Raw genomic sequence first — 13,966 nt, 5'->3', positions numbered from 1 at the left:
TGGCCGGAACCGACGTAAGGCATCCCTACCGGCCCACTACTCTGGAGTGGTGACTATTCGCCTGTACGACACCAGCGCCCGGCAGATCCGTGACTTCACCCCGCTCAAGCCGGGTTGCGTCTCGATCTACCTCTGTGGCGCCACCGTGCAGGCGGCACCGCACATCGGGCACATCCGCTCGGGCCTCAACTTCGACATCATGCGCCGATGGTTCGCCCACCGCGGCTACGACGTGACGTTCGTCCGCAACGTCACCGACATCGACGACAAGATCATCGCCAAGTCCGCCGACCAGGGCCGCCCCTGGTGGGCCATCGGCTACGACAACGAGCGCGCCTTCAACGACGGTTACCAGGCACTGGGCTGCCTGCCCCCGACGTACGAACCCCGCGCCACCGGGCACGTCCCCGAGATGATCGAGATGATGCGCGGCCTCATCGAGCGCGGACACGCCTACGAGGCCGACGGCAACGTCTACTTCGACGTGCGCTCCTTCCCGGAGTACCTGCGCCTGTCCAACCAGGAGCTCGACAACCTCCTCCAGCCCTCCGGCGAGGGCGAGACCGGCAAGCGCGACCCCCGCGACTTCGCCATGTGGAAGGCCACCAAGCCCGGCGAGCCGAGCTGGGAGACGCCGTGGGGCAGGGGCCGGCCCGGCTGGCACCTCGAGTGCTCCGCCATGGCCCACAAGTACCTCGGCACCGCCTTCGACATCCACGGCGGCGGACTCGACCTGATCTTCCCCCACCACGAGAACGAGATCGCCCAGGCCAAGGCCTACGGCGACGACTTCGCCCAGTACTGGGTGCACAACGCGTGGGTCACCATGAGCGGCGAGAAGATGTCCAAGTCGCTCGGCAACTCGGTGCTCGTGTCGGAGATGGTCAAGCAGTGGCGGCCCATCGTCCTGCGCTACTACCTCGGCACCCCGCACTACCGCTCCATGATCGAGTACAGCGAGGAAGCCCTGCGCGAGGCGGAGTCCGCGTTCGCCCGCATCGAGGGCTTCGTGCAGCGCGTCGTCGAGAAGGCCGGGGGAGTCGTCGAACCCGCCGCCGAAGTACCGCCCGCCTTCGCCGACGCCATGGACGACGACCTCGGCGTCCCCCAGGCCCTCGCCGTCGTCCACACCACCGTCCGACAGGGCAACTCCGCCCTCGCCGCCGACGACAAGGAAGCCGCCGTCGCCCGCCTCGCCGAGGTGCGCGCCATGCTCGGCGTCCTCGGACTCGACCCCCTCGACCCGCACTGGGCCGGCGAGACCGACCGCGGCGACGACCTTCACGGCGTCGTCGACAGCCTCGTACGCCTGGTCCTCGACCAGCGCGAGGCCGCCCGCACCCGCAAGGACTGGGCCACCGCGGACGCCATCCGCGACCAGCTCAACCAGTCGGGACTCGTCATCGAGGACAGCCCCCAGGGACCCCGATGGAGCCTCGGCCCACGCTGAGCACGGGCCCGGCCCCTTGATCGATTGTGCCGCCCGGGCAGCCGGGCGGCACACTGCATAGAGCACACTTCACAGACGTACGTATCCGACGCACCACAGAGACAGGTAGGTCATGGCCGCGAACAACCGTCGCATGTCCGGCAAGAAGGGCGCGCAGGTCGGCAGTGGCGGCCAGCGACGCCGAGGCCTCGAGGGCAAGGGCCCCACGCCCCCCGCCGAGATGCGCAAGGGACACAAGAAGAACCGCGTCGCCACCGCCAAGGCGAAGCAGACCGCCCGACGCCCCGCCCCCCGCGGCCGGGGCGGCAGGTCCACCTCCGAACTCGTCGTCGGCCGCAACCCCGTCGTCGAGGCCCTGCGCGAGGGCGTACCCGCCTCCACGCTCTACGTCCAGCAGTTCATCGACAACGACGAGCGCGTCCGCGAGGCACTCCAGCTCGCGGCCGAGCGCGGCGGCATCAACCTCATGGAGGCCCCCCGCCCCGAGCTCGACCGCATGACCAACGGCCTGAACCACCAGGGCCTCGTCCTCCAGGTCCCGCCCTACGAGTACGCCCACCCCGAGGACCTCCTCGACGCCGCCCACGACGAGGGCGCCGACGCGCTCATCGTCGCCCTCGACGGTGTGACCGACCCGCGCAACCTCGGCGCCGTCGTCCGCTCCGTCTCCGCCTTCGGCGGCCACGGCGTCGTCGTCCCCGAGCGGCGCGCGGCCGGCATGACCGCCGGCGCCTGGAAGACCTCCGCCGGCACGGCCGCCCGTACGCCCGTCGCCCGCGCCACCAACCTCACGCGCGCCCTGGAGGCCTACCAGAAGGCAGGCGTCACCGTCGTCGGCCTCGCCGCCGACGGAGAGGCCGAACTCGGCGACGTGGAAGCCCTGGAGGGCCCCGTCGTCATCGTCGTCGGCAGCGAGGGCAAGGGCCTCTCCCGCCTCGTCGGCGAAACCTGCGACGTCCGCGTCCGCATCCCCATGCCCGGCGGCGCCGAGTCCCTCAACGCGGGCGTGGCGGCAGGCATCGTGCTGTACGAAGCGGCACGTCGGCGGGCCTGAACACACGTCCGCGGATTCACCGGAACGGGTCAATTCCGGCGAGGAGGGCAACCTTGACGGGGTCCGGACAGATCCGCCGAGTCAAGACAGTGTCCTAACGACACGTCACTCGGTTAGATGAGTGTGGACACCAGAACACCCCGCACACCCACGGGGGACCGCTCGTCGGGATACGACGACGCTCCCGCGCTGAGCATGGTGAAGGTGCCGAGCGATCCGGCGCAGGTCATCGTCAACCACGCGAGCTTTCGCGTGCAGCTGGGCGCATCGACCCGGCGCGGCGGACCGTCCCAGCGGATCGCACGGCACCTGAGCGCCACCCAGGACACCGCCCGCATGCCCGTCGTCGGCACGACGAGCAGAGCGGGCGCGGGCGACAGCACACGCCGCCGACCCGTCGTCTGGAGCGGCAGGTCAGCTCCCGACGACACCGGCGCCCACCGGCTGCTCCAAGCCGTGCGGGCCGGCAGCGTCGGCCACGACCAACCCACCACCGACGCCGGAGCCACCCAGGTCATCCCCCGCGTCGACACCCACAACGGCTACCCCGACGACGGCTACGCCGACCTCGACCAGACCGTCGAAACCCCCGTCGTCGGTGCCCAGCGCACCTACGGCTCCGGCGACACCTCGCTCCTGCCGAACATGCGCACCGCGGGCGGCGCCTACCACGAACCCGCCTACACCACCCCGCGGTTCGACACCCCCGAGGAAACCGACGAGGCGGACACCCGCCCCCGGCCGCACGGCAGACGCCACAGCGACGACCCCGCCCGGCACGCCTACTACCCCGGCCGCCGCATGAACCTCGGCGTGGTCCTGCTCCCCCTGCGCGTCCTGCTCGGCTTCATCTCCATCTACGCCGGCATGAGCAAACTGTGCGACCCCGTCTACTTCGACGGCGGCGAACGCGGCTCCATGGTGAAGTGGCTCAACACCCTCCACCCCTGGGAAGTCGCCGAGCCCCTCCGCCAGTTCGCCCTTCACCACCCCGTCGGCTCGGGACTCGTCCTCGCCTTCCTCCAGGTCATCGTCGGCGTCCTCACCGTCCTCGGCTGCTGGCAACGCGTCGCCGCCGCCGGCGGAGCCCTCCTCTCCGCCGCCCTCATCGTCACCGTCAGCTGGAAGACCGCCCCGGTCTACGAAACCCCCGACTTCATCTACCTCGCCGCCTGGTCCCCCCTGATCATCGCCGGTGCCCCCGTCTACTCCATCGACGGCCGCCTCGCCGCCGGAGCCTGGCGCCGCCTCGGCCCCCACTCCGACCTCTGGGAACTCCGCCGTTACGTCCTGCGCCGCGGCGCCCTCGTCACCACCGTCGTCACCGGCCTGACCCTCCTCGTCGGCTCCCTCCTCGGCGGCGCCGTCCGCGACGCCGACCGCGTCGTCGTCCCCGGCCCCGGCGAGGCCCCCCGCAACGAACAGCCCGGCTCCCCGCTCCCGCAGGACCCCGCCGAGCGCAAGCAGCACCAGAGCCCCTCCGCCTCCACCTCACCCACCCAGGGCGCCACCACCGGCTCCACCCCCTCCGACGCCGCCACCACCCCCGGCGCCACCCGCGACACCGGCACCACCACCGGCGGCACCCCCAGCGCGACCCAGGGCACCACCGGCCAGGCCCCGCCCCAGCAGACCACCCCCGCCGGCCAAGCCCCCAGCACCACCTCCGGCCCCACCTCCGGCGGCACCGCCACCGGCGGACCCTCCGGCGGCTCCAACGGCTCCGGCGGCAACTCCTCCTCGGGCCAGTCCGGCCTCGTGGGCGGCCTGTTGGGGTAACCGGGCCGGTGGGCGACACACTGGGCACGCCCGCCGGCTGAACACCCCGGCCCACACGTCGAAGGGTCCCGCACACCGATGTGCGGGACCCTTCGACGTACCAACGCGGCCACGGGGCCGGTGGGCCTTCTCAACGCCCCAACGCGGCCAACTCCTTCGCCGCCTCCGTCAAATCCTTCGCCGTGTCGATGGCACGCCAATAAGCACCCTGCGGAAGCGGAAAGCCGGCCAGGCGCCGCTCACGGGCCAGATGCGGAAACGTCGTCCGCTCATGGTCCCCGCGCTCCGGCAGAAGCCCCGAGAACTCGGGAGAGAAGACGTACACACCCGCGTTGATCTCGAACGTCGACGGCGGCGCCTCGATGAAGTCCGTGATGTGACCGAACCCGTCCGTCTTCACCGCACCCCACGGAATGCGCGGCCGCGCCAACGCCAGCGTCGCGACCGCGTCGCGCTCGGTGTGGAAGTCCGCCATCTCGCGCAGCGAGAAACGCGTCCAGATGTCGCCGTTCGTGGCGTACCAGGGCCGGTCCGGATGGGGAAGATGCCCGGCCGCGTACTTCAGACCACCGCCACGGCCCAGCGGCTCCGTCTCGACCACCGTCGACACCGACACCGGCAACTCGGCCGCATCGAGCCACTTCTGCAGAACATCGGCGAGATGACCGCACGAGACCACCACATCGGTCACGCCCTCCTCGGCGAGCCAGGTGATCTGATGACCGATGATCGGCGTCCCCGTACCGGGGATCTCGACCATCGGCTTGGGCCGGTCGTCGGTGTAGGGACGCAGCCGCGACCCCTGGCCACCGGCCAGGATCACGGCTTGCGTGGGGCGGGACGCCACGTGCGGATCAGTCATGACCGCACTGTACGCGGCGCCCCGCCCGGGACTGCGCTGTACTCCTGCTCAGACGTGCGCCGCCGCCACCCCCGTGGCGAAGGACGTGTCACAGACCGGCCGGGCGAACGACTGCGCCCGCGTCGGCCCGTACACGCGGACCGCGGCCCGGCCGAGAGCACGGGCGATGGAGACACAGTGCTCCGCCAACGACGGACGCTCGTTCACCGCCTCCTGGAGGTGGGTCAGAGCGACACCCGGGTCCTTCTCCTGCAACTCCGTCAGGAGCTGGTCCCGCAGCACGTCCTCAGGGGCGCGCGGGGCGGAACGGGAGGTGTGGCCCCGGTCGGAGACGTCGGAGGCGGTGAGCACCGAATCCGAGGGGTTACCCGACCAGTTGACCCGGGTGACCGCGAGGGTCCCCGAGAGCACCAGGACGACGGGCAGGACGAGGGCGAGGGAGCGGCCGATCCGACGGGCGGGGCCCCGGCCGCGTCGCGGCAGCTGAGTGGTGGAGTGCTTCACGGAGTGCTTCACGCGTGTGAGGGTAGCGCCCGGTAGTGTTTCGAAGACATTCCGTCACCGGTACGGGTGATGAGGGCGTCCCTCTTTTCGGGTACGGGGTTGACGCACACCGCTCGAAATGACCGGTTCGCCGGGGTATTTGTCCGCGAAGAGCCGCACACGAGAAGAGCCCCGCAGCAGCCTGCGGGGCTCTTTCCGTCAGCCTGGGTGAATCACCCGGGGTCGTACCGCTCGAAGCGTGTCGCGTCAGTCGGAGAGACGCGCGCCCGTCGACGTCGAGAACACGTGCGTCTCACCCGCGCGCGGCACGACGTGCAGGGTGCTGCCCTTCTCCGGCACGTCACGGCCGCTGACACGGACGACGAGGTCCTTGGAGTCGTCGCCGACCTTGGCCGTGCCGTAGACGTACGCGTCGGCACCCAGCTCCTCGACCACGTTCACCGTGATCGGAAGACCCAGCTCGGCGTCGGCGCCGGCCACGTCGAAGTGCTCGGGGCGGACACCCACGGTCACGGTCTTGTCCGTGGCCGCGTTGATCGCGTCACGCTGGACCGGCACGACCGACTTGCCGAACTTCACACCACCGTCGGTGATCGGCACCTCGACCAGGTTCATCGCCGGGGAACCGATGAAGCCGGCGACGAAGAGGTTCGCGGGCCTGTCGTACATGTTGCGCGGGGTGTCGATCTGCTGCAGCAGACCGTCCTTGAGGACCGCCACACGGTCGCCCATCGTCATGGCCTCGACCTGGTCGTGGGTGACGTAGACGGTGGTGATGCCGAGACGGCGCTGCAGGCTCGCGATCTGCGTACGCGTCGACACACGGAGCTTGGCGTCCAGGTTGGACAGCGGCTCGTCCATGAGGAACACCTGCGGCTCACGCACGATCGCGCGACCCATGGCGACACGCTGACGCTGACCACCGGAGAGCGCCTTCGGCTTGCGGTCCAGGTACTCGGTCAGGTCGAGGATCTTCGCGGCCTCCTCGACCTTCTGCCGGATCTCCGCCTTGTTGACGCCGGCGATCTTGAGCGCGAAGCCCATGTTGTCGGCGACCGTCATGTGCGGGTACAGCGCGTAGTTCTGGAACACCATGGCGATGTCCCGGTCCTTCGGCGGCAGGTGCGTGACGTCACGGTCACCGATACGGATGGCGCCGGCGTTCACGTCCTCGAGCCCGGCGAGCATGCGGAGCGAGGTCGACTTACCGCAGCCGGACGGGCCGACCAGAACGAGGAACTCCCCGTCCTCGATCTCGATGTCGAGCGCGTCTACGGCGGGCTTCGTGGAACCCGGGTAGACCCGGGTCGCCTTGTCGAACGAGACAGTGGCCATGGTGAATGGGCCCCCTTCTACCGGCAGGAACGTGCCGGACGATCCGTTGTAGGAAGGTGGTGAGCCTCGGCGGACAGCCCGCCGTGGTGTAGTCCACACGCGTGAACTGGGTCAGGACGGTACCTGGCGATCGGCTGATCTGTCAGTACCCGGAAGCCTGTGAACTTCGCGGAAATTTTCGACAGAGCGCCCTCGCGACCTGGGTACACTGCACGAGCACGTGCGTGCGGCGCGCGTGCAGGCCTCCTTAGCTCAGCTGGCCAGAGCAACGCACTTGTAATGCGTAGGTCGTCGGTTCGAATCCGACAGGGGGCTCCGTGAAGTCCAGGTCAGATGTTGTCTGACCTGGGCTTTTGTTTTTCCGCGAGCAATGCCTCCGCAAACCGCTCCGCCCGCAGCACCCGAAACGGTCGGCTGTGATACGGCCGCGTCGTCGGGTCGACCCGGGCCGTCAGCCCGAGCTGGTTGTGCAGGGCGCCCACCGCCTCGTACGCCTCCGCGAGGTGTTGTTCGCGTGTCCGCCAGTCCGTCGCCGCCAGGGCCGCCGTCAGCACCGGAGTGAGGCGGCGCCCCGTCGCCGTCCGGGAGAAGGCTGTGCCCAGCCACTTGCTGTACGGCGGATAGTGCCGGTCCATCAGCAGGCACAGCCGCATCAGGTCCCGGGCCAGGCGGGCGGCGACCACGGCCGAGCCCAGTTCGTCGCCGACCTCGCCGCAGCGGCCGACGAAGGCCTCCTCGTCGGAGACGCGCTGCCAGTGGCGGGCGAGGACCTCGACCCAGACGTCGTGCGGGTACCAGCGGAGGGTGGCTCGTAGCGGGGTGAGTGAGCCCAGGCCGTCGTGGAAGACCGCGCCCGAGGTGAGTTCGGCCAGGCGTTGGGTGGGAGTGGTGAGCCAGTGCTCCGCGGTGATCTCGGCCGTCGGGTCGAAGCCGAGCTGCGCCGTGAACCATGAGGTCACGTCGGTGATCTCGACGCGGTGGTGGACCGGGCCGTCGGTGGCCGTCATGACGCGGATGTCCTTGCCCGGGTCCTCGCCCGTCGCGGCGAAGTGGGTCGGGTGGCCGAGGAAGGTCTTCGGGAGGCGTTCGGAGAGGACGATGCTCAGCCGGGCCGCGTGCTCGCGGGCGTCGGCCGGGTGGAAATAGAGCTGGAGACGTGGGCCCCATTCGTGGTCGGCGGAGCGGGGTGTGTCGTAGCCGAGGACTTCGGAGCCGGGGCCGAGGCGGGCGGCGGAGTGGGGGGTGTGGGGGAGGGCCTGGTCGAGGAGGGGGCGTACGGCTTCCAGGTAGAAGCGGCGGGAGAGTTCGAGGCCGGGGGTGAAGGGCATGAGGGGAGGGTGCTGGAGAGTGCCCCGGAGCGGCGACGGGTTTTCCAGGTGCGCGGGTGCCTTGCCTGCGGCTGCCTGTACCTGCCTGTACCTGCCTGTACTTACCTGTACTTACCTGTACCTGCCTGTGCTTCAGTGGCGCCCCGCCACTCGATCCGCCACCCGCGCCAGTCGCGACGACCCGCGCTGTGTGTCAGGCGTTCCCGGCGGTCCGCCGTGCGGTAGGTGGCGCACAGGCCGTGGACGCCGAGCCAGCGCAGCGGCTCGGGTTCCCATTGTTCAGTTCTCCTCAGCTGCCAGGTTCTGCCCGTCTGCGGTGCCGGCCATGACGATGCCGGCGCTGACGGCCTGTTCGTCGTTGATTCCGATGCCCTGGCGGAAGGCCCAGCGGTCGAGCTGGGTGCATGCCCAGGCGGGGTCGTATGCCGCGGTGGGCAGCTGCGGGATGCGCTTGCGACCCGTCTCGTCCAGTTTGTAGGGCTCCTTGAATGCGGTGTTCCACTTTTGGAGGGCAGGGGTGTATCGCTCGCGGGCTTCGTCGGCGCTGATTCCGAGGTAGGCCGCGACCTGAGCCCAGGAGCTGCCGCGTTCTACTTCGTGGATGACGGCCGAGGCCAGGGTCTGTTCGGCCAGTTCGATGAGTTGCTGGGCTTGGCTGACACGGCCGGCGAGTCCGGTGTCGGCATCGTGACGGGTGCCCACCAGCCCGGAGGCGCTGTCAGCGACGTCCCTGGCGTGGTCGGAGAGCACGAGACGGGCCAGTCCTTGGCGGGAGTATGCGGCTCGGTCATCGTCGTAGGGGGTCGTCTCGCTCATGAGGGAGAGGGTTCCACGTGCGCGTGTTCTGCGAATACTGGATATCGCTGCCCAGCGGCACCCGGCAGTTCACCGGCGGCCGTTGACGACCCCGCTCGCCGCGCTGTTCATGGGCGGACGCCACCCCTGAACGTGCGCAGTGTCTCCTTCGGATTCCATGGTTCTCCACGGCCCCGCGTCAGCGGATGACAGGCGAGACCGATCAGCACGGAGATGAAGTGTCCGAAGTCGGTGAAGGTCCCGCTCACGGCCAGTGGTATCCCGTACACCGCGAGCAGCACCGCGAGATAACCCAGGCGCCAGGGCATCGCGATGCGGTACGTCAGAATGCCTACGACTCCGGCGAGCGCGTAGCTGACCCCGATGTCGAGGGCGTCGACCGACGAGAACGGGGCCCGGCCCTCCCAGATAGCCAGCAGCACGGCGCCCTCGCTGATCAGCGTGGCGAGGATGTGCGCGGCCAGGCACACCACCAGCCAGCGCACCGTTCCCAGCCAGCGTTCGGCCGGTGCGTGGAAGAGGCTGTAGAGCACGACGTACGGCAGCCAGAACCCGCCGTCGATCAGCATCGCGCTGGCGAACAGCACCCGTAACGGGTTCTGCGACAGCCCGCTGATGTTCGTCGACCGCTCCCGCAGGAACTCGTGCTCGAACTCCGGCGACATGTGGTGCACGGCCACCGTGGTCACGAACAGCATTCCCAGCCACACGTACGTTCCGGGGGCACCGCGGACGTACGCCACGACCCGGTACAGGCCCGCGGAAATTCGCATGAGCCGATTCACGCACGCCAGTATCGTCCCGCCCGTGATCGACATTCCGGGCGGGCTGGCGAAGGCGCAGGAGAAGTACAACGGCGAGGCGGGACGCGCGTTCATAGCGGGACTTCCGGAACTGGCGGCCGGCTTCCTCGACAGCTGGGAGCTGCGGCTCGACGGCCCCGCCATGCACGGTGTGTCCGCGCTGGTCCTGCCGGTCGTCTCCGCCGCCGACGGCAGCCGGGCCGTGCTCAAGCTGCAGCTCCGCGACGAGGAGAGCGAGGGGGAACCGGTCGCGCTGCGCGAGTGGGACGGCGACGGGGCGGTGCGACTGCTGCGGCACGACGAGCCGACCGGCACGATGCTCCTCGAACGCCTCGACCCGACCCGCATGCTCGCTCACGAGCCGGACGTCCACGAGAGCGTCCTCGTCATCGCCCGCCTCCTGGCCCACCTGACGTCGTTCCCGGCCCCACCGGGCATGCGCCGCCTCGGCGACATCGCTCAGGCGATGCTGGAGCAGACGCCCTTGGCCCTCGAACGCGTCCCCGACCCGGACGCCCGAGGCCTGATCGCCGACTGCGCGGCCGCCGTACGCGAGGTCGTCCACGAACCCGGCGACCGTCTCCTGCACTGGGACCTCCACGACGAGAACGTTCTCGCCTCCGACCGCGCCCCCTGGCTCGCCATCGACCCCAAGCCCCTCGCCGGCGACCCGGGCTTCGAACTGTGGCCCGCCCTCGCCAACCGCTTCGACGCCGACGACGTCCTCTGGCGCTTCGACGCCATGACCGACGTACTCGCCCTGGACCGCGAACGCGCCCGGGCCTGGACGCTCGGCCGACTGCTGCAGAACTGCCTCTGGGACATCGAGGACGGCCGCGAACTGGACGAGGAACAACTCGTGATCGCCCGCTGTCTGCGGCGCGGCTAGTCTCCGGGCATGATCCGCACCGCGACCCCCGCCGACGTCCCCACCATCCACACCCTCGTCCGCGAGCTGGCCGACTACGAGAAGGCCTCCCACGAGGCGAGGGCGACCCCGGAGCAGCTCCACGAGGCGCTCTTCGGGGACCGCCCCGCCGCCTACGCCCACATCGCCGTCGACGACTCCACCGGCGAGGCGGTCGGTTTCGCCCTGTGGTTCCTGAACTTCTCGACCTGGCGCGGTGTCCACGGCATCTACCTAGAAGACCTCTACGTCCGCCCCGAGGCCCGCGGCGGCGGCCACGGCAAGGCGCTCCTGACGGAACTGGCCCGCATATGTGTGCGGCGCGGTTACGAGCGCCTGGAGTGGTCCGTCCTGAACTGGAACCGGCCGGCGATCGATTTCTACGAGGCTCTGGGGGCGCGTCCGCAGGACGAGTGGACGGTGTACCGGTTGACGGACGGGGCGTTGGCGAGGCTGGGAGCGCGTGCGTAGGTAGAGGGGGTCTGCCCTTGCTCAGGCCACTGACTCCGGTACCGCCGGCTCCGTCGGTGCTCCGTGTTCCGGTGGCTTCGTGGTGACCATGAGGCCCGCGATGAGGCCGGCGAGAAGCATGATGGCGGCGGCCCAGGTGATGGCGACGGTGTAGCCGTGGACGATGCCTTCGCGGGTGATGAGGGCCCGTTGGGTGGGGTTGGTGAGGTGGCTGGTGATGTAGGTGGCGCTGCTGGTGGTGGCGATGGTGTTGAGGAGGGCTGTGCCGATGGAGCCGCCGACTTGTTGGGAGGTGTTGACGGTGGCGGAGGTGACGCCGGAGTCCTGGGGGGCGACTCCTGCTGTGGCGGTGGAGAAGACGGGCATGAAGGTGAGGCCCATGCCGAGGCCCATGAGGAGGAGGGCGGGGAGGATCTCGGTGGTGTAGGAGGAGGTGACGGTCATGCGGGTGAGGATGAGCATGCCGCCGGCGGCGAGGATCATGCCCGGGACCATGAGCATGCGGGGGGCGACGTGCGGCAGGAGGCGGGCGGAGATCTGGGTGGAGCCGATGATGATGGCGACGGTGAGGGGGAGGAAGGCGAGGCCCGTTTTGACGGGGGAGTAGGCGAGGATGACCTGGAGGTAGTAGGTCATGAAGAGGAACAGGCCGAACAGGCCGATGACGGCGAGGGCCATGGTGAGGAAGCAGCCGGCGCGGTTGCGGTCCTTGATGATGTGCAGGGGGAGCAGGGGCGTGGGTGTCTTGCTCTGCCACCAGACGAAGGTGGTGAGGAGCGCGACTCCGGCGGCGAGGAGGCCGAGGACGAGGGGGTCGGTCCAGCCTCGGGGTTCGGCTTCGCTGAAGCCGTAGACGATGGCGACGAGTCCGCCGCAGCCGAGGAGGGCGCCGGGGACGTCGAGGCGGGCGCCGGGGTGGCCGGGGCGGTCGTGGAGGAGGGCGTAGGCGCCGAGGACGGCGGCGATGGCGATGGGGACGTTGACGTAGAGGCACCAGCGCCAGCCGAGGTATTCGGTGAGCAGGCCGCCAACGATGAAGCCGATCGCGGCGCCGCTGCCGGCGAGGGCGCCGTAGATGCCGAAGGCTTTGCCGCGTTCCTTGGGATCGGTGAAGGTGGTGGTGAGGAGGCTGAGGGCGGAGGGGGCGAGGAGGGCCGCGAAGACGCCTTGGAGGGCGCGGGCGCCGAAGAGCATGCCGTCGGTGGTGGCGGCGCCGCCGAGTGCGGAGGCGGCGGCGAAGCCGATGAGGCCGATGATGAAGGTGCGTTTGCGGCCGGCGAGGTCGGCGATGCGTCCGCCGAGGAGGAGCAGGCCGCCGAAGGCGAGGGTGTAGGCGGTGATCACCCATTGGCGGTTGCCGTCGGACATGCCGAGGTCGGCCTGGGCGGAGGGGAGGGCGATGTTCACGATGGTCGCGTCGAGGACGACCATGAGTTGGGCGAGGGCGATGACGACCAGGCCCCACCAGCGGCGGGGGTCGGTGTCGGTCGCCTGGCCGGGTTCACCTGATCGGGCGACAGTCATTCGGCCAGAAGACCATGAATCGGGGCGTATCGCATCCCCGGATTTCTTGTGCCTGGTCATGGCTCCAGTACCACCTTTCCGATCGTCGCGCGGGTCTGCAGGGCCCGGTGCGCGGCGGCTGCCTCGGCGAGGGGGAAGCGGTGCACGGCGGGGGTGAGGCGGCCGGCGGCGGCTTCGGTGAGGGCGCGTAGTTCGAGGGTGCGTACGGGGCTGGGGCCGCCCGCCTTGCGCATCATCACGGGGCCGAGGACCTGCTCGGAGACGCCTTCCACGAAGTGGCGGGTGGTGTCCTGGCGGCCTTGAGCGGACCAGCCGAAGACGAGGTGCTGTCCGCCGGGGCCGAGGAAGGCGAGGGCCTGGGGGGTGATGTCGCCGCCGACGCCGTCGAAGACGACGGTGGCGTGCCTGCCGCCGAGGTGGGCGCGGACCTTTTCGGGCCAGGTGGGGTCGTTGTAGTCGACGGCGAGATCGGCGCCGTTCGCCTGGACGTGGGCGACCTTCTCGGGGCCTCCGGCGAGGCCGATGACGGTGGCGCCGGCGTTCTTCGCGTACTGCACGAGGAGGGTGCCGATGCCGCCCGCGGCTGCCGGGACGAGGGCCACCGAGTCGGGGCCGAGCCGGGCGAACTGGAGGATTCCCATCGTGGTGCGGCCGGTGCCGATCATGGCGACGGCTTGGGCGGCGTCGAGGTTGGCGGGGGTCTCGTGGACGCGGTCGACGTCGGTGACGGCCAGTTCGGCGTAGCCGCCGGGGGCGAAGCCGAGGTGGGCGACGACGCGCTTGCCGAGCCAGAGCGCGGCGACGCCCTCACCGAGGGATTCGACGGTGCCGGCGACCTCGCGGCCCGGGATGGTGGGGAGGGCGGGCAGCTCGGGCAGGGGGCCCTGGACGCCTTCGCGTACGGCGGTGTCCAGGAGGTGGACTCCGGCCGCTTCGACGGCGATACGGACCTGGCCCGGGCCCGGCCGCGGGGCCTCGACCTCCTCGTGGGTGAGGTTCTCGGCCGGGCCGAAGGCGTGCAGGCGGATGGCGCGCATGTGGGGCTCCCCCGGGTCGTGGATCTCTCGTCCGTCGGCGGATGTCTGGTCCGTCGGCGGATGTCTGGTCCGTTCGCGGACCTCTTGTCGAGCCCT

General features: G+C 70.2%; 13 protein-coding genes, 1 tRNA gene and 1 pseudogene. 6 read left to right on the top strand and 9 right to left on the bottom strand.

Annotated features, from left to right (window positions below; genetic code table 11):
- Nucleotides 1-49 precede the first annotated feature (49 nt).
- The 3 genes from cysS to ACGFNV_RS14295 all read left to right on the top strand — a co-directional run bounded on the left by cysS (nt 50) and on the right by ACGFNV_RS14295 (nt 4,283).
- The gene (gene cysS, locus ACGFNV_RS14305) at nt 50-1,450 is read left to right on the top strand and encodes a cysteine--tRNA ligase (protein WP_393622282.1); all 1,401 of its coding nucleotides are present in this window, start codon (nt 50-52) and stop codon (nt 1,448-1,450) included.
- A gap of 112 nt (nt 1,451-1,562) precedes the next feature.
- The gene (gene rlmB, locus ACGFNV_RS14300; RefSeq protein WP_393622280.1) at nt 1,563-2,504 is read left to right on the top strand and encodes a 23S rRNA (guanosine(2251)-2'-O)-methyltransferase RlmB; all 942 of its coding nucleotides are present in this window, start codon (nt 1,563-1,565) and stop codon (nt 2,502-2,504) included.
- 117 nt (nt 2,505-2,621) lie between these two features.
- Nucleotides 2,622-4,283 carry a DoxX family membrane protein gene (locus ACGFNV_RS14295; RefSeq protein ID WP_393622278.1) on the top strand — a complete coding sequence of 554 codons (1,662 nt, stop codon included), beginning with the start codon at nt 2,622-2,624 and terminating at the stop codon, nt 4,281-4,283.
- 130 nt (nt 4,284-4,413) lie between these two features.
- On the opposite strand, the gene ACGFNV_RS14290 is transcribed toward ACGFNV_RS14295, so the two are convergent.
- The 3 genes from ACGFNV_RS14290 to ACGFNV_RS14280 form a co-directional block, all read right to left on the bottom strand.
- Nucleotides 4,414-5,145, bottom strand: coding sequence for an NDP-sugar synthase (locus tag ACGFNV_RS14290; protein WP_393622277.1), 732 nt, complete (start codon nt 5,143-5,145; stop codon nt 4,414-4,416).
- Nucleotides 5,146-5,193: 48 nt separating this feature from the next.
- Nucleotides 5,194-5,649 (bottom strand): hypothetical protein, encoded by a 456-nt coding sequence (locus ACGFNV_RS14285; protein ID WP_393622527.1) that lies wholly within the window; start codon nt 5,647-5,649, stop codon nt 5,194-5,196.
- A 246-nt stretch (nt 5,650-5,895) separates the two neighbouring features.
- The gene (locus ACGFNV_RS14280) at nt 5,896-6,984 is read right to left on the bottom strand and encodes an ABC transporter ATP-binding protein (protein WP_393622275.1); all 1,089 of its coding nucleotides are present in this window, start codon (nt 6,982-6,984) and stop codon (nt 5,896-5,898) included.
- A gap of 241 nt (nt 6,985-7,225) precedes the next feature.
- Between ACGFNV_RS14280 and ACGFNV_RS14275 the strand changes: the two genes are divergently transcribed.
- A tRNA-Thr gene (locus ACGFNV_RS14275) sits at nt 7,226-7,299 on the top strand.
- Between the two features lie 14 nt (nt 7,300-7,313).
- On the opposite strand, the gene ACGFNV_RS14270 is transcribed toward ACGFNV_RS14275, so the two are convergent.
- The 4 genes and pseudogenes from ACGFNV_RS14270 to ACGFNV_RS14255 all read right to left on the bottom strand — a co-directional run bounded on the left by ACGFNV_RS14270 (nt 7,314) and on the right by ACGFNV_RS14255 (nt 9,901).
- Entirely contained in the window at nt 7,314-8,312 is a 999-nt protein-coding gene (locus tag ACGFNV_RS14270) for a DUF4037 domain-containing protein (RefSeq protein WP_393622273.1), read from the bottom strand.
- Nucleotides 8,313-8,444: 132 nt separating this feature from the next.
- Nucleotides 8,445-8,590: pseudogene (locus tag ACGFNV_RS14265) on the bottom strand (FAD-dependent oxidoreductase); the annotation flags it as partial.
- A gap of 1 nt (nt 8,591) precedes the next feature.
- A complete protein-coding gene (locus ACGFNV_RS14260) occupies nt 8,592-9,128 on the bottom strand; it encodes a hypothetical protein (protein WP_393622272.1) in 537 nt (178 codons plus the stop codon).
- 107 nt (nt 9,129-9,235) lie between these two features.
- A complete protein-coding gene (locus ACGFNV_RS14255) occupies nt 9,236-9,901 on the bottom strand; it encodes a rhomboid-like protein (protein WP_393622271.1) in 666 nt (221 codons plus the stop codon).
- Here ACGFNV_RS14255 and ACGFNV_RS14250 point away from each other — a divergent pair.
- Together ACGFNV_RS14250 and ACGFNV_RS14245 are read left to right on the top strand one after the other, a co-directional pair.
- Nucleotides 9,900-10,820, top strand: a complete 921-nt coding sequence (locus ACGFNV_RS14250) for an aminoglycoside phosphotransferase family protein (RefSeq protein WP_393622269.1) — start codon at nt 9,900-9,902, stop codon at nt 10,818-10,820. The two genes, ACGFNV_RS14255 and ACGFNV_RS14250, sit on opposite strands and share 2 nt — an antisense overlap.
- Nucleotides 10,821-10,829: 9 nt before the next feature.
- A complete protein-coding gene (locus ACGFNV_RS14245) occupies nt 10,830-11,309 on the top strand; it encodes a GNAT family N-acetyltransferase (RefSeq protein ID WP_393622268.1) in 480 nt (159 codons plus the stop codon).
- 21 nt (nt 11,310-11,330) lie between these two features.
- On the opposite strand, the gene ACGFNV_RS14240 is transcribed toward ACGFNV_RS14245, so the two are convergent.
- Nucleotides 11,331-12,833 (bottom strand): MFS transporter, encoded by a 1,503-nt coding sequence (locus ACGFNV_RS14240; protein WP_393622266.1) that lies wholly within the window; start codon nt 12,831-12,833, stop codon nt 11,331-11,333.
- A gap of 56 nt (nt 12,834-12,889) precedes the next feature.
- Nucleotides 12,890-13,870: a zinc-binding dehydrogenase gene (locus tag ACGFNV_RS14235; protein WP_393622264.1), complete on the bottom strand. Its 981-nt coding sequence runs from the start codon at nt 13,868-13,870 to the stop codon at nt 12,890-12,892.
- Nucleotides 13,871-13,966 lie beyond the last annotated feature (96 nt).

It is taken from the genome of Streptomyces sp. NPDC048751 (assembly GCF_043198595.1).
Classification (GTDB): Bacteria; Actinomycetota; Actinomycetes; order Streptomycetales; family Streptomycetaceae; genus Streptomyces.
Note: the sequence above shows the minus strand (reverse complement) of the source record. Positions and strands in the feature narration are given on the sequence as shown.

Coding starts and splice junctions, on each gene's coding strand:
- ACGFNV_RS14235 (WP_393622264.1), bottom strand. CDS start 13,870: ATGCGCGCCATCCGCCTGCACGCCTTCGGCCCGGCCGAGAACCTCACC.
- ACGFNV_RS14255 (WP_393622271.1), bottom strand. CDS start 9,901: ATGCGAATTTCCGCGGGCCTGTACCGGGTCGTGGCGTACGTCCGCGGT.
- ACGFNV_RS14290 (WP_393622277.1), bottom strand. CDS start 5,145: ATGACTGATCCGCACGTGGCGTCCCGCCCCACGCAAGCCGTGATCCTG.
- ACGFNV_RS14295 (WP_393622278.1), top strand. CDS start 2,622: ATGAGTGTGGACACCAGAACACCCCGCACACCCACGGGGGACCGCTCG.
- ACGFNV_RS14250 (WP_393622269.1), top strand. CDS start 9,900: ATGAGCCGATTCACGCACGCCAGTATCGTCCCGCCCGTGATCGACATT.
- ACGFNV_RS14245 (WP_393622268.1), top strand. CDS start 10,830: ATGATCCGCACCGCGACCCCCGCCGACGTCCCCACCATCCACACCCTC.
- ACGFNV_RS14280 (WP_393622275.1), bottom strand. CDS start 6,984: ATGGCCACTGTCTCGTTCGACAAGGCGACCCGGGTCTACCCGGGTTCC.
- ACGFNV_RS14260 (WP_393622272.1), bottom strand. CDS start 9,128: ATGAGCGAGACGACCCCCTACGACGATGACCGAGCCGCATACTCCCGC.
- ACGFNV_RS14240 (WP_393622266.1), bottom strand. CDS start 12,833: ATGACTGTCGCCCGATCAGGTGAACCCGGCCAGGCGACCGACACCGAC.
- ACGFNV_RS14270 (WP_393622273.1), bottom strand. CDS start 8,312: ATGCCCTTCACCCCCGGCCTCGAACTCTCCCGCCGCTTCTACCTGGAA.
- rlmB (WP_393622280.1), top strand. CDS start 1,563: ATGGCCGCGAACAACCGTCGCATGTCCGGCAAGAAGGGCGCGCAGGTC.